Annotated in this window: 23 protein-coding genes; 17 read left to right on the top strand and 6 right to left on the bottom strand. The window is 65.8% G+C overall.

The genetic code is table 11. The features are described 5' to 3' along the window. Nucleotides 1-94: 94 nt before the first annotated feature. From ccmE to LVB77_RS13290, 6 genes are all read right to left on the bottom strand, one after another. Nucleotides 95-562: a cytochrome c maturation protein CcmE gene (ccmE, locus tag LVB77_RS13315; protein WP_232906584.1), complete on the bottom strand. Its 468-nt coding sequence runs from the start codon at nucleotides 560-562 to the stop codon at nucleotides 95-97. Continuing rightward, on the bottom strand, nucleotides 559-732 hold the full coding sequence (gene ccmD / locus LVB77_RS13310) for a heme exporter protein CcmD (protein ID WP_232906583.1): 174 nt from the start codon (nucleotides 730-732) through the stop codon (nucleotides 559-561). Before ccmD ends, ccmE begins: the two co-directional genes overlap by 4 nt. After that, complete coding sequence (gene ccmC, locus LVB77_RS13305) at nucleotides 729-1496, bottom strand: heme ABC transporter permease CcmC (RefSeq protein ID WP_232906582.1); 768 nt, start codon at nucleotides 1494-1496, stop codon at nucleotides 729-731. The genes ccmD and ccmC overlap by 4 nt, the downstream gene beginning before the upstream one ends. Nucleotides 1497-1615: 119 nt before the next feature. Then, nucleotides 1616-2353: a heme exporter protein CcmB gene (gene ccmB, locus LVB77_RS13300; protein WP_232906581.1), complete on the bottom strand. Its 738-nt coding sequence runs from the start codon at nucleotides 2351-2353 to the stop codon at nucleotides 1616-1618. Then, a complete protein-coding gene (ccmA, locus tag LVB77_RS13295; RefSeq protein WP_232906580.1) occupies nucleotides 2350-2997 on the bottom strand; it encodes a heme ABC exporter ATP-binding protein CcmA in 648 nt (215 codons plus the stop codon). The genes ccmB and ccmA overlap by 4 nt, the downstream gene beginning before the upstream one ends. Nucleotides 2998-3079: 82 nt before the next feature. Beyond that, nucleotides 3080-3553 carry a DUF3293 domain-containing protein gene (locus LVB77_RS13290; RefSeq protein WP_232906579.1) on the bottom strand — a complete coding sequence of 158 codons (474 nt, stop codon included), beginning with the start codon at nucleotides 3551-3553 and terminating at the stop codon, nucleotides 3080-3082. A gap of 195 nt (nucleotides 3554-3748) precedes the next feature. Here LVB77_RS13290 and LVB77_RS13285 point away from each other — a divergent pair, with 195 nt between their 5' ends. From LVB77_RS13285 to LVB77_RS13205, 17 genes are all read left to right on the top strand, one after another. Next, nucleotides 3749-4897: a pyridoxal phosphate-dependent aminotransferase gene (locus LVB77_RS13285; RefSeq protein ID WP_232906578.1), complete on the top strand. Its 1149-nt coding sequence runs from the start codon at nucleotides 3749-3751 to the stop codon at nucleotides 4895-4897. A gap of 447 nt (nucleotides 4898-5344) precedes the next feature. Continuing rightward, a complete protein-coding gene (locus tag LVB77_RS13280) occupies nucleotides 5345-5776 on the top strand; it encodes a hypothetical protein (protein ID WP_232906577.1) in 432 nt (143 codons plus the stop codon). 92 nt (nucleotides 5777-5868) lie between these two features. Continuing rightward, nucleotides 5869-6843: a type IV secretion system protein gene (locus tag LVB77_RS13275; protein ID WP_232906576.1), complete on the top strand. Its 975-nt coding sequence runs from the start codon at nucleotides 5869-5871 to the stop codon at nucleotides 6841-6843. After that, complete coding sequence (locus tag LVB77_RS13270) at nucleotides 6840-7619, top strand: TrbG/VirB9 family P-type conjugative transfer protein (protein ID WP_232906575.1); 780 nt, start codon at nucleotides 6840-6842, stop codon at nucleotides 7617-7619. The genes LVB77_RS13275 and LVB77_RS13270 overlap by 4 nt, the downstream gene beginning before the upstream one ends. After that, a complete protein-coding gene (locus LVB77_RS13265) occupies nucleotides 7616-8893 on the top strand; it encodes a TrbI/VirB10 family protein (protein ID WP_232906574.1) in 1278 nt (425 codons plus the stop codon). Before LVB77_RS13270 ends, LVB77_RS13265 begins: the two co-directional genes overlap by 4 nt. Before the next feature lie 23 nt (nucleotides 8894-8916). Next, complete coding sequence (virB11, locus tag LVB77_RS13260) at nucleotides 8917-9954, top strand: P-type DNA transfer ATPase VirB11 (RefSeq protein ID WP_232906573.1); 1038 nt, start codon at nucleotides 8917-8919, stop codon at nucleotides 9952-9954. A 173-nt stretch (nucleotides 9955-10127) separates the two neighbouring features. Beyond that, nucleotides 10128-10973 (top strand): lytic transglycosylase domain-containing protein, encoded by an 846-nt coding sequence (locus tag LVB77_RS21355; protein WP_343226201.1) that lies wholly within the window; start codon nucleotides 10128-10130, stop codon nucleotides 10971-10973. 80 nt (nucleotides 10974-11053) lie between these two features. After that, entirely contained in the window at nucleotides 11054-11422 is a 369-nt protein-coding gene (locus tag LVB77_RS13250) for a TrbC/VirB2 family protein (RefSeq protein ID WP_232906572.1), read from the top strand. Next, on the top strand, nucleotides 11415-11723 hold the full coding sequence (locus LVB77_RS13245; protein WP_232906571.1) for a VirB3 family type IV secretion system protein: 309 nt from the start codon (nucleotides 11415-11417) through the stop codon (nucleotides 11721-11723). Before LVB77_RS13250 ends, LVB77_RS13245 begins: the two co-directional genes overlap by 8 nt. 137 nt (nucleotides 11724-11860) lie before the next feature. After that, the gene (locus LVB77_RS13240; RefSeq protein WP_232906570.1) at nucleotides 11861-14317 is read left to right on the top strand and encodes a VirB4 family type IV secretion/conjugal transfer ATPase; all 2457 of its coding nucleotides are present in this window, start codon (nucleotides 11861-11863) and stop codon (nucleotides 14315-14317) included. A 58-nt stretch (nucleotides 14318-14375) separates the two neighbouring features. After that, on the top strand, nucleotides 14376-15191 hold the full coding sequence (locus tag LVB77_RS13235) for a hypothetical protein (protein WP_232906569.1): 816 nt from the start codon (nucleotides 14376-14378) through the stop codon (nucleotides 15189-15191). Between the two features lie 140 nt (nucleotides 15192-15331). Then, nucleotides 15332-16501, top strand: a complete 1170-nt coding sequence (locus LVB77_RS13230; RefSeq protein ID WP_232906568.1) for a type IV secretion system protein — start codon at nucleotides 15332-15334, stop codon at nucleotides 16499-16501. Nucleotides 16502-16616: 115 nt separating this feature from the next. Beyond that, on the top strand, nucleotides 16617-17144 hold the full coding sequence (locus LVB77_RS13225; RefSeq protein WP_232906567.1) for a DUF4189 domain-containing protein: 528 nt from the start codon (nucleotides 16617-16619) through the stop codon (nucleotides 17142-17144). Between the two features lie 4 nt (nucleotides 17145-17148). Next, nucleotides 17149-17700, top strand: a complete 552-nt coding sequence (locus LVB77_RS13220) for a DUF4189 domain-containing protein (protein WP_232906566.1) — start codon at nucleotides 17149-17151, stop codon at nucleotides 17698-17700. A 65-nt stretch (nucleotides 17701-17765) separates the two neighbouring features. Further along, entirely contained in the window at nucleotides 17766-18284 is a 519-nt protein-coding gene (locus LVB77_RS13215) for a DUF4189 domain-containing protein (RefSeq protein WP_232906565.1), read from the top strand. A 493-nt stretch (nucleotides 18285-18777) separates the two neighbouring features. Beyond that, nucleotides 18778-19392, top strand: coding sequence for a hypothetical protein (locus LVB77_RS13210; RefSeq protein WP_232906564.1), 615 nt, complete (start codon nucleotides 18778-18780; stop codon nucleotides 19390-19392). A 99-nt stretch (nucleotides 19393-19491) separates the two neighbouring features. Continuing rightward, nucleotides 19492-20709 (top strand): peptidoglycan-binding domain-containing protein, encoded by a 1218-nt coding sequence (locus LVB77_RS13205; RefSeq protein WP_232906563.1) that lies wholly within the window; start codon nucleotides 19492-19494, stop codon nucleotides 20707-20709. Nucleotides 20710-20720 lie beyond the last annotated feature (11 nt).

Below are 20720 nucleotides of genomic sequence, written 5' to 3'. Positions count from 1 at the left end.
CGACAGACCGGCGGTAGCGAAACGGCCAGACCGTTCCCCCCTTTGAAAAAGGAGAGCCGGGGGGATTGGCCTTCGCCCCCGATTCCGCCGACGCTCAAGGCTTCGCCTCGACGCCGCCCGGCGCGGCCACGTCGTGCTTCTTGTGCGCCATGCCCATCTTGTCGGCGACTTCCTTGGGCATGTAGGTCTCGTCGTGCTTGGCCAGGATTTCCTCGGCCACGAAACGATCGCCCTGCATGCGGCCGGTCGCGACCACGGCCTGCTTCTCGCGGAACAGGTCGGGCAGGATGCCGGTGTAGACCACGGGCATTTCGGCGTCGCCGTCGGTGACGCGGAAGTGCGCTTCCATCGAGCCCTTGGCGCGCTGGAAGGAATTGGCCGCGACCATGCCGCCGAGGCGGAAGCGGGCGTTGTCGCCGGCGTCGCCGCGCAGCACTTCGCTGGGCGTGTACAGATAGGCGACGTTGCGCTGCAGCGCCATCGCCACCAGGGTCACGGCGATGGCGGACGCGGCGACCAGCGCCACGACCCACAACAGACGACGGCGACGGGTCGGATTCATCGGCTCAATTCACTCGTTTGGCTGCGCGTGGTCTGGGCGGCCTGGCGCGCCGCGCGCGAGCGCGCATTGCGCAGCTCGCGGCGGATCTGCAGGCGGGTGGCGACGAAGTCCCAGACCAGCACGATGGCGAACACCGCGTAGGCGGCGATGACGTAATTCAGATAGTTCATGCGCGCGGCCCCTCGTGGCGCGCGGCGCCGGCCAGCTGCGCGACCCAGGCCTTGCCGGACTCGCGGCGCAGGTTGTCGGCACGCGCCCGCGCGAGCAGGGCGCCGACGAACCACAGCTTGGTGCCCACGATCATCCAGATCAGCGGCGCGATCATGCTCGAATCCATGCTCGACTCGCCCAGCAGGCGGATGGTCTGGCCCTGGTGCAGCGAGTTCCACCATTCCACCGAATAGCGGATCACCGGCAGCAGCACCACGCCGACGATCGCCAGCAATCCGGCCGCGCGCGCGGCGGCGCGACGGTCGTCGATGGCGTTGTACAGGCCGATCACGCCCAGATAGAGGAACAGCAGGATCAGCTCGCTGGTCAGGCGTGGGTCCCAGTCCCACCAGGTGCCCCACATCGGCTTGCCCCAGATCGAGCCGGTGGCCAGGGTGATCACGGTGAAACCGGCGCCGATCGGCGCGCAGGCCATGGCCAGGATCTCGCACAGCTTGATCCGCCAGATCAGCGCGATCGCCGCGTACAGCGCCATCAGCGCGAACACCGCCATGCTCATCCAGGCGCTGGGCACGTGGATATAGAGGATGCGGAAGCTATCGCCCTGCTGGTAATCGGCCGGCACCACGAACAGCGCGCCGTACAGGCCCCAGGCCATGACCAGCAGGCCGGTCAGGTACGCCCAGGGCGCCCAACGCGCGGCGAAGCGGTCGAAGGTGGGCGGCGAACCGAGTTGGTGGAACCAGCGGACGAGTGGATTCATGCAGCGATTCGGTCCGACCCGGCAACGGGCGTGTGGGGGCGCGGCGGTTGGACCGCGCGGGCGGTGATCGGTTCGTCGCGGCCGGGTTCGCGGTCCGGACCGGCCGCGCCGGTGGGCGGTCAGTTCAGGGCGATCCGGATCGCGGCGGCGGCGGCCAGCGGTGCCAGCACCAGCGCGACCACCAGGCCGGCGCCGAGCAACAGCAGTCCGCCGGTGGCGTCCAGCCCCTGCGCCGAGGCGGCCACGCTGCCGGCGCCGAACACCAGCACGGGCACGTACAGCGGCAGCGCCAACAAGGCCACCAGGATACCAGAGCGCCGCATGCCGACCGTCAGCGCGGCGACCACCGCACCGAGCAGACTCAGCAAAGGCGTGCCCAGCGCCAGCGAGGCCAGCAGCACGGGCAGCTGCGCGCGCGGCAGGTGCAGCAGCTCGGCCAGGAACGGCGTGGCGATCAGCAGCGGCAGCGCGGTGGTGGCCCAATGCATAAAGGTGCGCACCGCCACCAGCCAGCCCAGCGGCACCGGCGCCAGCATCCATTGCTCCAGCGAACCGTCCTCGGCGTCGCCGCGGAACAGCGTGTCCAGCGCCAGCAGGCCGGCCAGCAGCACCGCCAGCCACAGCACGGCGCCGGCGACCTTGGCCAGCGCCTGCGCCTCGCCGCCCAGGGCCAGCGCGAACAGCACCACCACCAGCAGCGCGAACATGGCCGGTTGCAGGGCGTCGCCGCGCCGGCGCCAAAGCAGGCGCAGGTCGCGCGCGAGCAGGGCGCGCGCGGCGCCGGCCAGGCCAGGCAGGGCGGCGGTGCCGGGGCGGCGCGCGCCGGCGATCGGGGGCGGGTTAGGATTTGGGTTCATGCGGCCGCCTTATGCAGCACCAGCAGCCGCGTGCGCACCGGCGGCGCGGCGTAGGCGCCGTGGGTGGTGACCAGGGCGGCGCCGCCGTCGCGCAGATGCGCCTGCACCATGCGGTTGACCAGTTCGATGCCGTCCAGGTCGAGGTTGGCGTAGGGCTCGTCCAGCAGCCACAGCGGCGCCGGCGACATCCACAGCCGCGCCAGCGACAGGCGCTTCTTCTGTCCGGCCGACAGCTGCCGCGCCAGCGCGTCCTCGTAGCCGCCCAGGCCGACGATCGCCAGCGCGTTCTCGGGCAGCTGAGCGCGGCGACGGCCCTGCAGGCCGCACAGGAAGTTCAGGTTTTCCAGCGCGCTGAGGTCGGCCTTGAGCCCGGGCAGGTGGCCCAGGTAGGCGATCGCGCGCGCGCGCCGCGCGGGGCGCGCGCGTTCGCCGTCGATGTCGATCTCGCCGCCGTCGGCGCGCAGCAGGCCGGCCAGCACCCGCAGCAGGGTGGTCTTGCCGGCGCCGTTGTCGCCCTGCACCAGCAGCGCTTCGCCGGCGTCGACGGAAAAATCCAACGGCCCGAACACAGGTTCGTCGTTGCGGGCGAAAGTCAGCCCGCGGGCTTCCAGCAGCGCGGGGGCGGGGCGGTCGAGTGGCGTCATCGGTCGGGCGAGGGCGGCGGTGGGCCGCGTAGCCGGCTAGTTTAGCGTCAGTGGCCGGGCGAACCGACGCGCCGGTGGGCGCTCAGGCGCCGGCCCAGTCGACGTGCGCCGCCGCGCCGACGGCGGCCGGCGGTGCCAGCAGCATGCGCAGGCGCACCGGCTGGCCGCGCCGCCAGCACAGCACCGCGGCCTGGCCGAAGTCCAGCGCCAGGCGGTCGGCCGCGGCCTGGTCGATGTCGGTCAACAGCCAGCCCGGTTCGCGCCACTGGCCGTCCGGCGCGCTGCCCCAGGCCGGCTGGCGGGCGATGCCGGCCGCGTTCAGCCGCGCCACCAGGGCGGCGTCGGCGGCTTCGTTGGCGGCGTCCGAGCGCGGCTCGGAGGCCGGGTTCCAGGCGCTGATCACCACATAGGTGTCGGCGGGCAGGTAGGCCTCCAGGTCGGGCGTGGGCTCGCCGACCCTGAGCGCGATCGCGTCGCCGTCGACGACCACGGCGTACGCGGCCGCGGCGTAGAGAGCGGCCAGTTCGGCGGCGTCGACGATCTGGATTTCGCGCATGGGCGCAGTCTGGTGCGCCCGGCGGGGCGGCGCAAACGGCGACCGACGGACGGTGGCGCGGCCGGCATGGGACGCCTGAGGGGAAGCCCTCACGCGGCGGCGCATAAGCCGGTTCCGCATCGTCATGGCGGCCACGCTTATCGGTTGCCGCGACGATTCCGTACACTCGCAGGCCCCTTGCCACGTTCCGGATCCATGACCCCCGAGACCAAGCTGCCCAAGGTCGGCACGACCATCTTCACCGTGATGTCGCAGCTCGCCGCCGAGCACGGCGCGGTCAACCTGGGCCAGGGCTTCCCGGATTTCGAAGTGCCCGCGCGCCTGGTCGATTCGCTGGCGCGCGCCATGCGCGAGGGCAAGAACCAGTACGCGCCGATGACCGGCATCCCGGCGCTGCGCCAGGCCATCGCCGCCAAGACCGAGCGCTGCTACGGCCACCGGCCCGACGCCGACAGCGAGGTCACCGTGGTCTCCGGCGCCAGCGAGGCGATCTTCGACGCCATCCACGCCGTGGTCCGTCCGGGCGAGGAGGTGATCGTGCTCGATCCCTGCTACGACAGCTACGAGCCCTCGATCGATCTGGCCGGCGGCCGCGCCGTGCACGTGCCGCTGGACCCGCGCACGTTCGCGGTCGATTGGGCGCGGGTGCGCGCGGCGGTCACGCCCAAGACCCGCATGCTGATGATCAACTCGCCGCACAACCCGTCCGGCGCGATGTTCACGCCCGACGACATCGCCCAACTCAGCGCGCTGCTGCGCCAGACCGGTATCTACCTGCTGTCGGACGAGGTCTATGAGCACATCGTGTTCGACGGCGTGCGCCACGAGTCGGTGCTGCGTTATCCGGAGTTGCGCGAGCGCGCGTTCGTGATCTCCAGCTTCGGCAAGACCTACCACTGCACCGGCTGGAAGATCGGCTACTGCATCGCGCCGCCTGCGCTATCGGCCGAATTCCGCAAAGTCCATCAGTACAACAGCTTCTGCAGTTTCGCCCCGGCGCAATGGGCGTTCGCGGAGATGATCGAGGCCGAGCCTGAGCATTACGAGCAGCTCGGCGCCTTCTACGAAGCCAAGCGCGACCGGTTTCGCGCGCAACTATCGGACACGCGCCTGCAGGCGCTGCCGGTGGCTGGCGGTTACTTCCAGTTGGTCGACTACTCGGCGATCAGCGATCTCGACGACGTCGCGTTCTGCCGCTGGCTGACCGTAGAGAAAGGTGTGACGGCGATCCCATTGTCGCCGTTTTACGAGTCCGCACCGGCCGATCAGCGCCTGGTCCGGCTGTGTTTCGCCAAGAACGAAACCACCCTGGACGCCGCGATCGAACGCCTGCGCCGGCTTTGAGCCGAAGCGGTCCAACGCAAATTGGTGCAAAAGCACCACTTAAGTTCGACACCCTATTGCTCATCGGTTTAAGTTCGGGCTAACCTTCAGTGACGAGCGTCGCAAGAGCCCGTTGAATTTTGTTGCCGTTGCTGTAAAGGGGGGAGTTCATGGACAGAACGATTTTCTCTAGTCGTTCATCGGAAGCGACGACGTCGTCGCCCGGTGCGACCAGAGCACGCGCGGCCCGCGCCGTCGGGGAGACGGCGCCCGGAACCGCATACCGACCGAGCTGCGTCCGGTCATCTCAATTTCACTGATCTAGACCATCGTGGCGCGATGCGCACCGGCGAGGCCGGTCGTGTCCGCCCCTCCGTCTCAGGTCGGTGCGCGCGTCAATTCAAGACTATTGGGGAAAGCGTGAGTATCTCTACTGCAACCAGTCATCGTGGTGTTTGGGTCGCGGCGTTGTTGTCCGTCGCTTTGGTCGGCTGCGCTTCGCGTCCGGCTCCGGATTTCGGCGGCCGTTGGAAGCCGATCAACCATTTCGCCGCCGAGCCCAACGAAATCCCGCTGCAGAAGACCTACGTCTTCTATCCGTCGCCGATGGACGGCACGCTGAAGACCATGCTCGAGCGTTGGGCACTGGACTCGCAGATGCCGCTGTCCTACCTGCATCCGTCCGACTTCACCCTGCATCAGGCCGTGGCCCAGATCCACACCACCAGCGTCCAGGACGCGGTGGCGCAGCTGAGCAACGCCTACGCCGCGCAAGGCGTTTCGGTGACCGTCGAGAACGGCCAGATCGTGGTCCGCGCGGCGACGCCCGGTACCGCCGCGGCTCCCGCGTCGGCGCCCAGCGAGACCGAGGCGAACCACGTGGCCGGGGTCGCGCCGTAAACGCGCGCACGCCGCCGCCGCACGCCATGGCCTTCGGGCCGGGGCGCGCGGCGGGCGACGCACTTTCCATGCTCGTACTGGATGCAGCCTAGATGTTCGGAAAGAAAACAGTCACTCCCCAAGTGGAGAACGCGGTCGCCAAGGCCGTGAACTACGAAGTCACCGTCGCCGATATCGCGCGCCGCAGCGAAAAGCGCGCGTGGATCGTGGCGTGGATGTCGATCCTGATGGCCCTGATCCTGGCCGGCGGCTATTTCTACTTCCTGCCGCTCAAGGAAAAGGTGCCGTACCTGGTGATGGCCGACGCCTACACCGGCACGGTCACCATCGCGCGCCTGCGCGACGACTTCGCCAATCCCACCATCGCCGCCAGCGAGGCGCTCAACAAGAGCAACATCTCGCACTTCATCATGGCGCGCGAGTCCTACGACTTCTCGCAGATCGGCGAGCGCGACTGGTCGACGGTGTTCGCGATGGGCACCCCGCAGGTCACCAGCGGCTACAAGCAGCTGTACGACAGCACCAATCGCAACAACCCGATCACGCTGTTCGGCAAGACCAAGACCGTGCGCGTGAAGATCCTCAGCATGCAGCTGCACGGTCCGTCCAACACCGACGAAAAGATCAAGACCGCGACTGCGCGCTTCCAGCGCACGCTGTACAACAAGGAAAGCGGCTCCTCGGAACCGCTGGACAGCAAGATCGCGACCATCGAGTTCCTGTACAAGTCGAACCTGAAGATGGACGAGAACAACCGCGTCCTCAATCCGCTCGGCTTCCAGGTCACCGGTTATCGCGTCGACAACGACTACGCCGCGTCGCCGCCGGTCAACACCGGCAGCGAGTTCCCGGTGCCGACCCAGGCCGCCCCGGCGCCCGCCGCGGTGCCCGGTCAGCCGGTGGACCCGAACCTGGTTCCGGCCGCGCCGCAGCCCGGCATGCCCGCAGGCACCGTCCCGGCCGGCACCGTGCCGGCCGGCGCTCCCGCCCCCAACACCGTCAATCCGGCGACGCCGCCGGCCGCACCCGCACCGACCGGTAATGCGAATGGAGTCAGCACCCGATGAATTGCCTGCGTAAACATCGCCTCGCCGCCGCCCTGTTGTTCCTGGCGCTCGCCGGCTCGGCGCTACCCGCTGCGGCCCAAGTGGTCCAGGAATACGAGTACGAGCCCACCCGCATCTACCAGGTGCGCACCGGCCTGGGCATCACCACCCAGATCGAGCTGGACCCGAACGAGAACATTCTCGATTACAGCACCGGTTTCAGCGCCGGTTGGGACCTCAGCCGTCGCGACAACGTCTTCTACCTGAAGCCGAAGAACGTCGACGTCGACACCAACATGATGATTCGCACCGCGACCCACTCCTACATCCTGGAGTTGAAGGTCGTGGCCACCGATTGGCGCGTGCTGGAGCAGGCCAAGCAGGCCGGCGTGCAGTACAAGGTCAAGTTCGTGTACCCGAAGGACACCGAGTTCACCGCGGCCAAGGCCAAGGAAGCGGCCGAGCCGGTGCCGGAGATCAGCACCGCGCTGGACAAGAGCCGGGTCTACCACTTCGATTACCAGTACTCGACCCGCAGCGCCAAGAAGAAGGCGTGGCTGATTCCGGTCAACGTCTACGACGACGGCCAGTTCACCTACGTGAAGATGAGCGGCCTCAAGGACCTGCCTACGGGCAACTTCCCGGCGGTGTTCGCGCGCGAGCGTGAGAGCGGCGAGGACTTCGTGGTCAACACCACGGTCGAGGACAACACCATCGTTATCCACGGCACCTATCCCTACTTGATCATCCGCCACGGCAACAACGTCGTCGGTCTGCGCAGGAACAAGCAGAAATGAGCCAACACATGCCGCCCAACCAGGGCCAGCCCGACGAAAACACCGGCGCTCCGCAGGATCAGCAGAGCTACGGCTACACCGGTGCCAATCCGTATTACGGCCAGCAGGCGCAGGGCCAGCAGGCCCCCGACCTCGACGCCGGCGCGCCGCTGCTGAAATCCAGCGACGTGCAGAAGCTCAACCGCAAGGCGCTGGTGTTCCTTGTGGGCATCGTGGCCTTGCTGGTGTTCGCCGCGGTGTGGATGTTCACCCGCGCGACCTCCGGCGAGGACGACAAGCCCAAGGTCGAGGAAGAGGTGGTCAACATTCCCGAGCTGCCCAAGGCCGCTTCGGACGTCGCGCCGCCGCTGCCGCCGGAGCCCGTCTCCGACCTGCCGCCGGTGCCGCTGGCGCCTGAAATGCCGCCGCCGCAGCAGGGCGACCAGCCGCAGATGGTGGTCGAGGACACCGGTCCGCGTGGCCCGACGCTGATGGAGCGCCGGATGATGAACAGCGCCGACGGCGCCGGTGCGGGCGGCATGACCGCCGGCCAGGCCGCGACCGCGGGCATGACGCCGCCGGACGAGTACGCCAAGCAGATGATGGCGATGGTGCCGGGCCCGGACGGCCAGATGCGTCCGGCGGGCGGCGCCGCGCAGCGCGAAGGCGCCGCGGTCGCCAGCGCCAAGCCGATCTACAACCCCGACACCTTGCTGGTGCGCGGCACGTACATCCGCTGCGTGATGGAAACCCGCATCGTCACCGACATCGCGGGCTTCACCTCCTGCATCGTCACCGAGCCGACCTATTCGATCAACGGCCGTCGCCTGCTGCTGCCGAAGGGTTCCAAGATCTCCGGCCGCTACCAGAGCGAGAACATCAACGGCCCGCGCGTGCAGGTCATCTGGGACCGCATCACCACCCCGACCGGCATCGACGTGAACATGGCCAGCCCGGGCGTGGACAACCTCGGCGGCGCCGGCCATCCGGGCGACTACAACGCGCACTGGGGCAGCCGCATCGCCTCGGCGCTGATGATCAGCCTGATCGCCGATGCGTTTAAGTACGCCGCGGCCGAGAACGGCCCGCCGACCAACACGGTTGCCGGCGGCGTCGGCGGCGGCGTGGTCGTCCAGAGCCCGTACGAGAGCGTGACCGCGCGCTCGGTCGAGCGCCTGGCCAACCAGGCCCTGGACAAGAGCGTGAACCGTCCGCCGACGGTCACCATCAACCAGGGCACGATCGTCAACGTCTACGTGGCCAAGGACGTCGACTTCTCGTCCATCATCCGCTGATGATGGACGGGGAGACGGTCTGAATGGGTATGGACGATTCGCCGATCGCAGCGGTGTCTAGCGGGTTCCTGGATTACCAGTACGAAGTGCTGGGCATCCACGAGTTCATGACCTCGCCGGACGTCACCGAAATCTGCATCAACAAGCCGGGCGAGTTGTACCTGGAAACCCGCGAGGGCTGGAGGAAGATCGAGGTACCGACGCTCACGTTCGATCGTGCGCGTCAGTTCTGCACCGCGGTGGTCAACGAGAGCAACACGGGTCAGCGCATCACCGATGCCGACCCGGTGGTCTCGTTGACCTTCCCGACCGGCCAGCGCGCCCAGTTCGTGATCCCGCCGGCCTGCGACGCCGGCAAGGTCTCGATCACGATCCGTCTGCCGTCCAAGCACAACAAGACGCTGCAGCAGTACCAGGACGACGGCTTCTTCGCCCAGATCCTGGAAAGCACGCACGTCCTGAGCGACCACGACCGCGAACTGCTGGAGCTGCGCGCCTCGCGCAACTACTCCGAGTTCTTCAAGAAGGCCGTGCAGTACAAGAAGAACATCGTCGTCGCCGGCGCCACCGGCAGCGGCAAGACCACCTTCATGAAGTCGCTGGTGGGGCACATTCCGGACGTCGAGCGTCTGGTGACGATCGAGGACGCCCGCGAGCTTTTCATCACCCAACCGAACGTAGTGCACTTGCTCTACTCGAAAGGTGGACAAAGCACCAGCAACGTCACTGCAAAGAGCTGCATGGAAGCTTGTCTGCGCATGAAGCCGGACCGGATCATCCTGGCGGAGTTGCGCGGCGACGAATCGTTTTACTTCATCCGAAATTGCGCCTCCGGCCATCCCGGGTCGATCACCAGCTGCCACGCCGGCAGCACGACGCAGACCTGGGACCAGTTGGCGCTGATGGTGAAGGCTTCGGCGGAGGGCTCGGGCCTCGAGTTCGCGGTCATCAAGCGTTTGCTGATGATGACCATCGACATCGTGGTCCACATCAAGGCCCACGCCGGGCAGCGCCACATCACGGGTATCGATTTCAATCCGGAACGGGCGCACAGCGAATAACGCGATCTGCGTCTCAGTATCGGGCGCGATCTCGCTGAAAGTGGGGTAGGGGTGGCTTATTGACATCATTCAACGCTAGATGAATGATGAGTGTGTCGAACAGGCACATAACAGGCTGTTTATAGAACGGTTTTGTTAGGTCGACGCCAAGGTCGGCACAGGGGGAAATAGGGATGTTGCCCGGTATCGAATTGATGAGCTGCCCCAGCCTGGCGGTTCCGCACGAGGTGATGCACCACGTCGTGCGCGTGGAGTCTTCCTATAACCCGTACGCCATCGGCGTCGTCGGCGGCCGCCTCGTGCGCCAGCCGCGCAGCCTGCCCGAAGCGCTCGCAACCGTGCGCATGCTGGAAGGCAAGGGCTACAACTTCTCGCTGGGCCTGGCCCAGGTCAATCGCTACAACCTGGCCAAATACGGCCTGGATTCCTACGAAAAAGCCTTCGAGGCCTGCCCGAACCTGCAGGCCGGCTCGCGCATCCTGGCCGAGTGCTACGGCCGCTCCAGCGGCGACTGGGGCAAGTCCTTCAGCTGCTACTACTCCGGCAACTTCGTTACCGGCTACCGCCACGGCTACGTGCAGAAGGTCTACGCCTCGATGGGCGCCAAGGCCGCGCCGGCGTCCGACGGTCAGGCCATCGCCGTGATCAGCAAGCCTTCGCGCCGCTCGGTGCCGGTCAGCCGCATGCCGCTGTACGCCACCGGCCGCCAGGCCGGGCCGCAGCGTCTGCCGGCCGCCGGCGCCGTCCCGTCCCCTGTTCAGGTCACCAGCCGGGTGTCGATGCCGGTCGCCGCGCCGCCGGCCCTGGCGGCCGCGCCCAATCCGGTCCAGGTCGCGGCGATGCCGCTGGCCCCGTCTTCGGCCGCGTACGCGCCGCAGGCCGCCGCCGCCTCGCCCGTCGGGGCGATGGGCGCGCTGGTCGCCGCCCAGGCGCCGCAACCGGTCAAAGTTCAATCCATGGCGGAGGCCCCCGCGTCCGCCACGGCGCAATCCCAGGGGGATCAGGCATTCGTTTTTTAGCGTGCCGCTGTAGTTGCAACCGAAGTCAGTACCGCAGTCAAACCGTTTCCAACCGTAGTCAATCGAAAGAGGGATCTCACATGAACTCCAACGCGCACTTCAAGACCATTTTCAACGCTTTCCTCATGGCCGTCGTGTTCGCCGGCATGCTGCTGGTGCCGGACATCGCGTTCGCGCAGGGCACCGGCGCCGACGCCACCGGCCGCGTCAAGGGCTTCATCAACAACATCAACGGCCTGCTGAACATCGCCTCGGTCGCCGTGGTCACCATGGCCCTGATCTACTGCGGCTACCAGATCGCGTTCGCCAACAAGCGCATCATGGACATGCTGCCGATCCTGGTCGGTGCGTTCGTGATCGGCGCCGCCGCTCAGATCGCCAAGATGATCATCCCGGAAGACGTCGGTTCGGGCGTGATGCTGACCGTTCTCAGCGCGACCTATGCATAAGAACGTGCTCTTCCGCGGCTGCACGCGGCCGGCGATGTTCCTGGGGGTGCCCTACATCCCCTTCGCCATCGGTGCGGGCGCGGTCATCGTGCTGACGATGTACGTCAATATGTTCTGCATCGCCTTGTTACCGCTCGTCATCTTCGTGATGCGGCAAATGACACGGCGCGATGAGATGGTGTTCCGGTTGCTCGGCTTGCGCTGGAAGTTCCGCTTCCGCATGCGCAATCTCGAGCACCACTCGGGCATGTGGGTGTTCAGCCAGAACCTCTACCGAGGCCCGGGCGACAAGAAGAAGTAACGCCCCGGCGCCATCGCGGTCCCACCGCGATGGCGCACGGGTTTGCAAGATCCGACCGGCGCGCCGTCCTTGGGCGACGCGCCGCCGGCAGGCGATCGATCCAATCCGTTCCGACCACAGAGCAGACCCAGTACGCCATGCTTAGTCCCGATACGCCCATCAGCGACTTCCTTCCGCTGTCCTCGCATGTCTCCCCGACCGTCATTAAGACGACCGGCGGCGACTACATGCTCGTGTGGAGCCTGGGCGGGCTGCCGTTCGTGGGCCGGGAAGAGTGGGAGATCGAACACCGCCACAACACCTTCAATCGCATGCTGCAGACGCTGCGTGCGCCGGACTTCACCAATGTCGCCTTTTGGGTCCACGACGTGCGCCGCAAGCGCCGCGTCCAGGGCGGCAGCAAGTTCGACCAGGTTTTCAATCAGGACATGTCCGACGGCTACTTCGCCACGCTGTCGGGCGCCAAGCTCATGCAGAACGAGCTGTACCTGACCATGATCTACCGCCCGATCGTGTCGGGTAAGCGCTTCGTCGAGAAGTCCACCAGCACCGCGCAGTTGCAGGAGCAGCAGGATCAGGCCGTCGCCAAGGTCCTGGAACTGGCCAGCAACGTCGAGGCCGTGCTCAAGGACTACGCGCCGTACCGTCTGGGCATGTACGAGGCCAAGAACGGCGTGGTGTTCTCCGAGGCGCTGGAATTCTTCGGCTACCTGCTCAACCGCATCGACGAACCGGTGCCGGTGCTGCCGGCGCCGATCCCGAGCTATCTGCCGGTCAGCCGGCTGATGTTCTCGGCCAAGACCGGCGATTTTGTCGTCAACACTCCGACCGGCGTCAACCACTTCGGTGCGATGCTCAACGTCAAGGAGTACACCGACGCGACCTATCCCGGCATCCTCAACGGCATGAAGTACCTGGACTTCGAGTACGTGATAACGCACTCGTTCAGTCCGATGGGCCGTCAGGACGCGCTGAAGGTGCTGGACCGCACCAAGGGCATGATGATCTCGTCCGGCGACAAGGCGGTCAGCCAGATCGTCGAGCTCGACATGGCCATGGACCAGTTGGCCTCGGGCAACTTCGTGCTGGGCGAGTACCACTTCACCATCTGCCTGTACGCCGAGAGCCAGGAGAAGCTGGCCAACAACATCGCGATGGCGCGCGCCGAGCTGTCCAACGCCGGCTTCGTCTCGGCCAAGGAAGACCTGGCGGTGACCGCGTCGTTCTACGCGCAGTTCCCCGGCAACTGGCAGTACCGCACGCGCCTGGCCAACGTCAGCTCGCTCAACTTCCTCGGCCTGTCGCCGCTGCACAACTTCGCGACCGGCAAGAAGGAGAACAACCCCTGGGGTGAGTGCGTCACCACGCTGCAGACCACCAACGGCCAGCCGTACTACTTCAATTTCCACGCCACCCATCCGGCCGAGAATTCGCTGGGCGAGAAGGCGATCGCCAACACCATGGTGATCGGCAAGTCCGGTACCGGTAAGACCGCGCTGATCAACTTCCTGTTGAGCCAGGTGCAGAAGCTCAAGCCGACGCCGACCATCTTCTTCTTCGACAAGGACCGCGGCGCCGAGATCTTCGTGCGCGCCTGCGGCGGCAACTACCTGGCGCTGGAGAACGGTCAGCCGACCGGCTTCAACCCGCTGCAGTGCGACCGCAACGAGGCCAACACCCAGTTCCTGGCCGACCTGATCAAGGTGCTGTGCGGCAAGACGCAGTACTCGGCGCGCGAGGACGAGGACATCTTTCGCGCGGTCGAGAACATGCTCGACACGCCCAAGCACCTGCGCAGCATGACCAACCTGCAGAAGAGCCTGCCCAACATGGGCGACGACGGCCTGTTCGCGCGCATGCGCAAGTGGACCGCGGGCAATTCGCTGGGCTGGGTGTTCGACAACCCGGTCGACACGATCAACCTCGAGAAAGCCAACATCATCGGTTTCGACTACACCGATGTGATCGACAACCCCGAAGTGCGCGTGCCGGTGATCAACTACCTGTTGCACCGCCTGGAAGAGCTGATCGACGGCCGTCCGCTGATCTACGTGATGGACGAGTTCTGGAAGATCCTCGACGGCTCGGGCGGCCTGAAGGAATTCGCCAAGAACAAGCAGAAGACCATCCGTAAGCAGAACGGCCTGGGCATCTTCGCCACCCAGAGCCCGGAAGACGCGCTGGCCAGCGACATCGCCGCCTCGCTGATCGAGCAGACCGCGACGCTGATCCTGCTGCCCAACCCGAACGCCAGCCGCGAGGACTACATCGAGGGCCTCAAGCTGACCGATTCGGAGTACCAGGTGGTCAAGAGCCTGGACGAGCGCTCGCGCTGCTTCCTGGTCAAGCAGGGCCACGCGGCCACGGTCTGCCAGCTCAACCTGCGCGGCCTGGACGACTCGCTGGCGGTGATCTCGGCGTCCACCGACAACATCGAAATCATGCACAACGTACTGGCCACCGAGGCCCGGCGCGCCGGAGTCACGGTCGACGAACTGACGCCCGAGCAGTGGCTGGCGTCGTTCTACGCCAATCGCAAGGGCTCGGGCAAAGGCAAGCCGAGCAGCACCGAACGCAGTCAGGCCACGGCCTGATACCCACCTTTACCGATTCAAGCAGCAAGCGAACGCGGTTGTACCCGCTACCCGCCAAATGAAGAGGAACTTCACCATGATGATCAAGCGCAACAACAAGGCCAACGGCCGCAAGTCCAAGAAGCTGGCGCTGGCCAGCGTCCTCCTGGCCTGCTCGCTGGCCGCCGGCAACGGCAGCGCCATGGGGCCGGTGGTCGAGGTCGGCCCGAACCTGATCCAGAGCATCCTGAATCAGATCAACACCTATTCGCAGCGCTTCGCCGACACGGCGGCTTACGCCAACGACGCCAAGAGCTGGCTGGATCAGCTGAACCACATGAAGCAGCAGCTGATCAACATCCAGAGCATGCTCAGCACCGTCGCCATGCCCAACGGCACGACCTGGACCAAGGTCAACGCCAACACCTACCTGGTGCAGGAATCCTGCGACCGCGGCGGCGGCGGCTTCAGCGTCAGCGGCCTGCTGAGCATGATCGGCCTCGACCCGGCCGGCGACTGGGTGGCCAAGCAGAAGGAAATCTGCGTCAACATCCGTCGCGCGCGTAACGAGAAGTACAACTACACGGTCGACTTCGTGCAGACCGTGGCGCCGCAGATGCAGAACATGCTCAAGTCGGTCAACAGCCGCCGCAACTCCAGCAACACCCAGGGCAACGTGGCCGCGGTGGACAGCTCGTCCAACGAAATCTCCAACGACCTGGCGCTGAAGTTCCAGATCTGGCAGGGCCAGATGCAGACCTACGACGTCTACATCGCGACCATGGAAGAGAACCAGCGCACGCTGGCCTACAAGGCCATGAAGGGCCAGCAGACCATCCTGGGCTCGCTGGTCAAGACCGGCGCGCTGGCGACGGCGCTCAAGGTCGGCAACTGAGTTAGGGGAACGGCCGGAGCGGGCGGGCCAGGGGCCCGCCGCTTCGACAGCCGGTACAGAGTCTGCGCCGATGGATTCGGCGCGGTGGGTGAACAGGGGCAGGCCAGTGGCAATGACCCGACAGGAAGATAGGCGCGCAGATGAGCAGGGGAATCGAAATCGTGGGTGATTGGCTGAAGGGCAGCATCGGCAACTGGCTGGATTGGCTCAATCCGCATGTGCAGTCGGTGGGAGACTTCGTGTTCTTCCGCCTGATCCTGGCCTACCTGCGCGAAGAGATCCAAAAGTTCGGCGTGGGCATGATGACCAACGCCATGCAGTGGGTGGGCGGCATCGCCCTCACCGCGATGACGCTGTGGATCCTGGTGCAGGGCTACCGCATCGTCACCGGCATCTCGCGCGAACCGATGATGGCGCTGGTGAGCAGCTCGCTGCGCGCGGCCTTCATCGTTGGCGTGGCGACGTCGATGGCGGCGTTCGGCACCAACATGCACACCTTCTTCACCGAGGATCTCAACAAGGAGATCCATTGGATCGTCACCGGCAAGGACACCAAGATCGAGGACCAGATCGATAAGAGCCTGGCCTGGATGCAGGTGGCGTTGACCAGTATCGACATGATCGATGTGGTGCGCGATCCAACGCTGGATGACGACAAGAACCGCGCGATGTGGTTCGTTGGCATGGGCACGGGCGGGCCGGCGATCGTCAGCGGCACGATGCTGCTGCTGTACGAGATCGCGATGGCCATGTTCGTGGGCTTCGGGCCGATATTCATATTGTGTTTGCTGTTCGACCAAACCAAACAGCTATTCACTAAATGGCTTTACTACGGCATAGGAACGCTATTCTCGATGGCGGTCCTGAGCGCGATGGTGTCGATATCGCTGGAGATGGTCACACGCGTGTCGGCTGCGTTCTGGACTACAGCCTTGGCCGGCAAGTTGATGGGTACCGACTTCAGCGACGGCATGACCAGTCAGGCCATGCAGCAGGGCGGCATGGGCCTGATCCTCACCGTGCTGATCGTCAGCGCGCCGCCGATGGCCGCGATGTTCTTCCAGGGCCTGCTGGGCACGCCGAGCGCCTACAACAGCATGGGTGGCGCCGGTTCGGCCGCTCCGGGTGCGGGCATGCCGCCGGGTTACGGCGGCAGCGCGGGCTACCGACCGACCACGCCCAATACGGGTCCGGTGCAGCAGAACCAGTACACGCCGCCCCCGAGCGCAAGCACGGTGGAAAATCAGGGCGCGCGTGTGACAGGGCAGTCTTCGCCGGGGCTAAAGGATGAGATTCAGAAACGTACGTAGGTTCGGTGATGGAACTGCGTCTTCCTTCAACAGCAATGGATTTCGCCTGCGTTCATTGCGTCCTGCTTGCGTTGGTATAGGGTTTGCGCCATAGCCCTCGTTCGAAGGACCGATCATGATCATGCGAAAGCTCACGGTGTATGGCCTGCTGCTGGCGGGCCTGTCATGGGTAGCCGTTGCACAGGCCGAGCAGGGCTGTCCGGACGGCCTGGCACCGATTGGCCAGGCGCCAGGTCCGATCTGCGTGCCGCAACCTGGGTATGGGATCGGTGGGCCGAGTCCGGTTCAGCAACGGCCTAATGTGCCCCAGCCGCGCTGGCTGGAGCGCTGGGGCGCCATCGCCATCGACGCGGTCGCCGGAAAGATGGGCACCGCGGCGGATCGCAAGAGCAGCCGCGATGCCGAGCGTCTCGCGCTTAAGGACTGCAAGGGCCGCGGCGGTACCGAACAACAGTGCAGAAAAACCCTGCTTGTCTACGGAAACGGTTGTGGCGTCGTTGCTATGGGTAACGATTTTGTAGTGGCGCGTGGCGGCGGCAGCGTCGAGGATGCCTCGTCTCGGGCCATGAAGGAATGCCAGATGGATTCGACCGGCTGCGAGGTGCTGTATAAGCGTTGCAGCTACCCGGTTCTTGTGAACTGAACGCGTGCTGCTTAACGTAACGATCGGCTCGATTGCACGTAATGTTGTTCTCTGTGGGTCGTTACTGGCGGGTCTTTCTTGGAGTTGGATGGCGCGCGCGGAGCAGGGCTGTCCCGATGGTTTGATTCCCGTCGGGCAGGCGCCGGGACCGATCTGCGTCCCGATGCAGGGCTACGGTGGGCCGCAGGCGTCTCGGCCGGTGGCCCAGCCCCGCCAACCGCGCGGTCCGCAGTGGAGTTATCGCTATGGTGCTATTGCAGCGGACTATGCACACGGTAAGTTCGGCACAGCCAGCAACATGTCAAGCGATCGCAAAGCGGTTAGCGCAGCACTTGCACAGTGTCGCGCCAAGGGCGGGATCGCCGAAGAGTGCAAGAAAGGGCTGCATTCCTGGGCGAATGGCTGCGGTGCCGTGGTATGGGGTGACCAGTACGCGGTGACGCGTAGCGCCGCATCCGAAGAGGAAGCTTCGCAAGCAGCACTGCAGGAATGCGGACAAAACACGGCAGACTGCCGAGTCTATTATTCAGGCTGCAGCCTGCCGGTCATGAAGTGAGCTAGCGCAAAGCTATCTCGGCGTTGCGCGATTTGCGGGGAGCGAACGTTAGGCAGGAGATTGTCGTGAGGCTACTGCTACTTCCGGCATTGTTGTTACTGCTGAGCAGCGGAGAAGTTCTGGCGCAGAACTGCCCCTCGGGAATTCCCTCGGCCGGCAATCCGCAGTGCGTGCCGCCGCCGAACGTCCCAGGGTCGCCGCTGTACCGGCCGACCCCGGGACAAACGCCGCAGGCGCCGCGCGCGCCGCAGTCGCGTTGGTTGAGCCAGTGGGGCGCGATTTCCGTCGACGCGCCGCTGAGCAAGATGGGTGTGGCCGAGGGCAAGAGCAACCGCAGGGACGCCGAGAGGGCGGCCCTCGCGGCGTGCCGCGCCAAGGGCGGCGGCGCGGCGGAGTGCAAGAAGAACCTTGTGGTGTTCGGCAATAGTTGCGGTGTCGTGGCCTGGGGCGAAAGCTATGTCTCTTTGCGTAGCGACGGCACCAGGGAACTGGCAGCTCAAGGGGCGATGAGCGAGTGCTCGGAACATTCCGCCGATTGCCGGGTTTACTATTCGAGCTGCAGCTTGCCCTTGCTGATCCAGTGATCCGCTGATGCGCTGCGATGTCCGCAGTTGCAAGAAGAATCTGCTGTCGTGGGGCAACGGTTGTGGCGTGGTCGCATGGGGCGCGTCTTTTGCGCCGATGTGTAGCGGCGAGTCGGCCGAGCAGGCCACCGCGCAGGCCATGCAGGCGTGTAGGGAAAATACTCAGGATTGCCTGGTCTATTATTCGGCCTGTAGTTATCCGATACTGGATTGGCTAAACGTCAACAGCCGGCGGCGACGGATTCGCTGTCGGATGGGGTACAGTAGTGGTAAGCGGCGCGATGCCCGGACCCCGGTCCCATCGCCCGCAGCGCTAGATCAAGGGGCGCGATCGCACAGCCGTAACTAGGATGTCACGGCGATCCTGCAATCGTTGCTCCGAGGAGTTACACCGACGGCATCCGCCGGCGGACAACGTGCCCGCAGACCGCACAGCGGTCGACGGCACCAGGAGACGGCACGCCGGAGGTTTCGGCGTGGCGTAGAGGTTTGCATGAAGCTACAACTCGTTCCCTTGGCGCTGCTGCTATGCATCACCAGCGCCTGCGACAAGGCGCCGCGTGCGCCGGCCGCACCTCAGGGCGACCCCGCTGCCGCAGCCACCGCCGCTGCGCCTGCCGCTACCGACACGGTCGCTCCGCCTGCTCAAACCCAACCCACCACCGACGGCGCCGCCACGGCCGCCACGGTCCTGCCCGATCCTGCGCTGCCCGAGTCGGCCTGCAAGCCCGACGGCTTCCGCGAGTTCTTCGAGGCCTATGTCGACTCCGCTTCCGTGCGCACGGCCTACACCTGGGCCGACGTGCGGATCGGACGTTATGCCGCGCCCAAAGGCGACGCCCGCAGCGTCGCCAAGGCCGGCTATCACGACTTCAGGATCGGCGCCGTCGATTACCAGTGGGTGTACCTGGACCCGGCCATCAAGGAGCCGGGGGACTATCCGCGACTGGATATCGACATCAAGCCCAAGGACACGACCGCGCAGGTCGATTACGTCAGGGCCGAGTTCGATGCCGAGGACAACCTGGTGCGCACGGTCGGCGACCGTGGCGCCTATGTCTTCGAGTTGCGCGACAAGTGCTGGTACCTGACGCAGGACCTTCGCTGATCCAGCGCGGGTTTTCTTTTTTGTTCCGAGAAAATACGGAGGTGTCTCGTGGGCGGTAAGTACACGATCGTTGAGAGCGGCCCGAAGGGCCGTGAAGCTGTGCATTCGTACGAAGACCTGGAAATCCATCACCCCAGCAAGAAGGGCAAGGAGCCGGGCCGCCACTACCAGGTGGTGGACGGCCATAACCAGGAAGTGCTGTCCTCGGGCGGCAAGGTCACCCATTCCAAGGAAGGGCACGTGTTCGTGTCCAAGGACTTCATCCTGCTCAACGACAAGGGCAGCAAGGAAGGCCTGCGCACGCCGGCTCCGGCCGAGGGTTACATCAAGATCGAGAAGAACAGCGGTCTGGTGAAGATCTACGACAAGCTGCCCGACGGCGAGATGATCGCGCAGGTGCGGCACATGGACCTGCGCGGGTCCGGCCTGAAGGACGGCGACCACATCAAGTACGGTCAGCCGATGGGCATCCAGTCGGGCATGGGCGGCGGCAAGCTCGACGCTTATCCGACCCACACCCATATCGACTTCAACGCCAATCACCTGGACAAGTTCCGCCAGTACATCCGCGATATCGACAGCGGCGCGATCACCGCCGACCGCTATCCGGCCAAGGGCCAGGCGACGCCGGTGACGACGCCGGTCACGCCGGTCACGCCCGACCGTCCTGCCGCCGAGCCGGTGAAGCCGCGCGCTTCGGCCGACGGCGTGCTGCGCTCGGGCGAGCACGGCGGCGAAATCCGCGCGCTGCAGGAAACCCTCAACAAGCTCGGCTACCAGGATGGCAAGGGCCACGCCCTGAAGCCCGATGCCGACTTCGGCCCCAGCACCAAGGAAGCGGTGCAGGCGTTCCAGCGCGCGCACGGTCTCACGGACGACGGCATCGCCGGCCCCAAGACCCTGGACGCGCTGAAGAAGGCCGACCGCGCGCCGCTGCTGTCCAACGCCGCGCATCCCGATCACGCCATGTACCAGCAGGCGGTGGGCGGTCTGGAGAAGCTGGGCCCGCAGGCCGGCTTCAAGAACCACGCCGAACTCGAACGCGCCGCGGCGACGCTGACGTTCGAGGCCAAGGTCGGCGGGCTCAATCGCATCGACCACGTCGCGCTGAGCACCAACGGCACCGGCCTGTTCGCGGTGCAGGGCGGCCTGACCGATCCGGGCCACCACCGGGCGCATGTCGACAAGCAGCAGGCGGCCGCGCAGCCGCTGGAGCAGTCGACGTTCCAACTGCAGCAGGATGCGCAGCAGCGGCAGAAGCTGGAACAGGCACCGGCGATCGCGCAGCCGCAGCGCGAAGCGCGCGCGATGGCCTGACGTTGCACACA

The organism is Lysobacter sp. 5GHs7-4 (assembly GCF_021284765.1).
Taxonomy (GTDB): Bacteria; Pseudomonadota; Gammaproteobacteria; order Xanthomonadales; family Xanthomonadaceae; genus Lysobacter.
The sequence above is the reverse complement of the archived record's forward strand: the minus strand, read 5'-3'. Positions and strand labels throughout refer to the sequence as shown.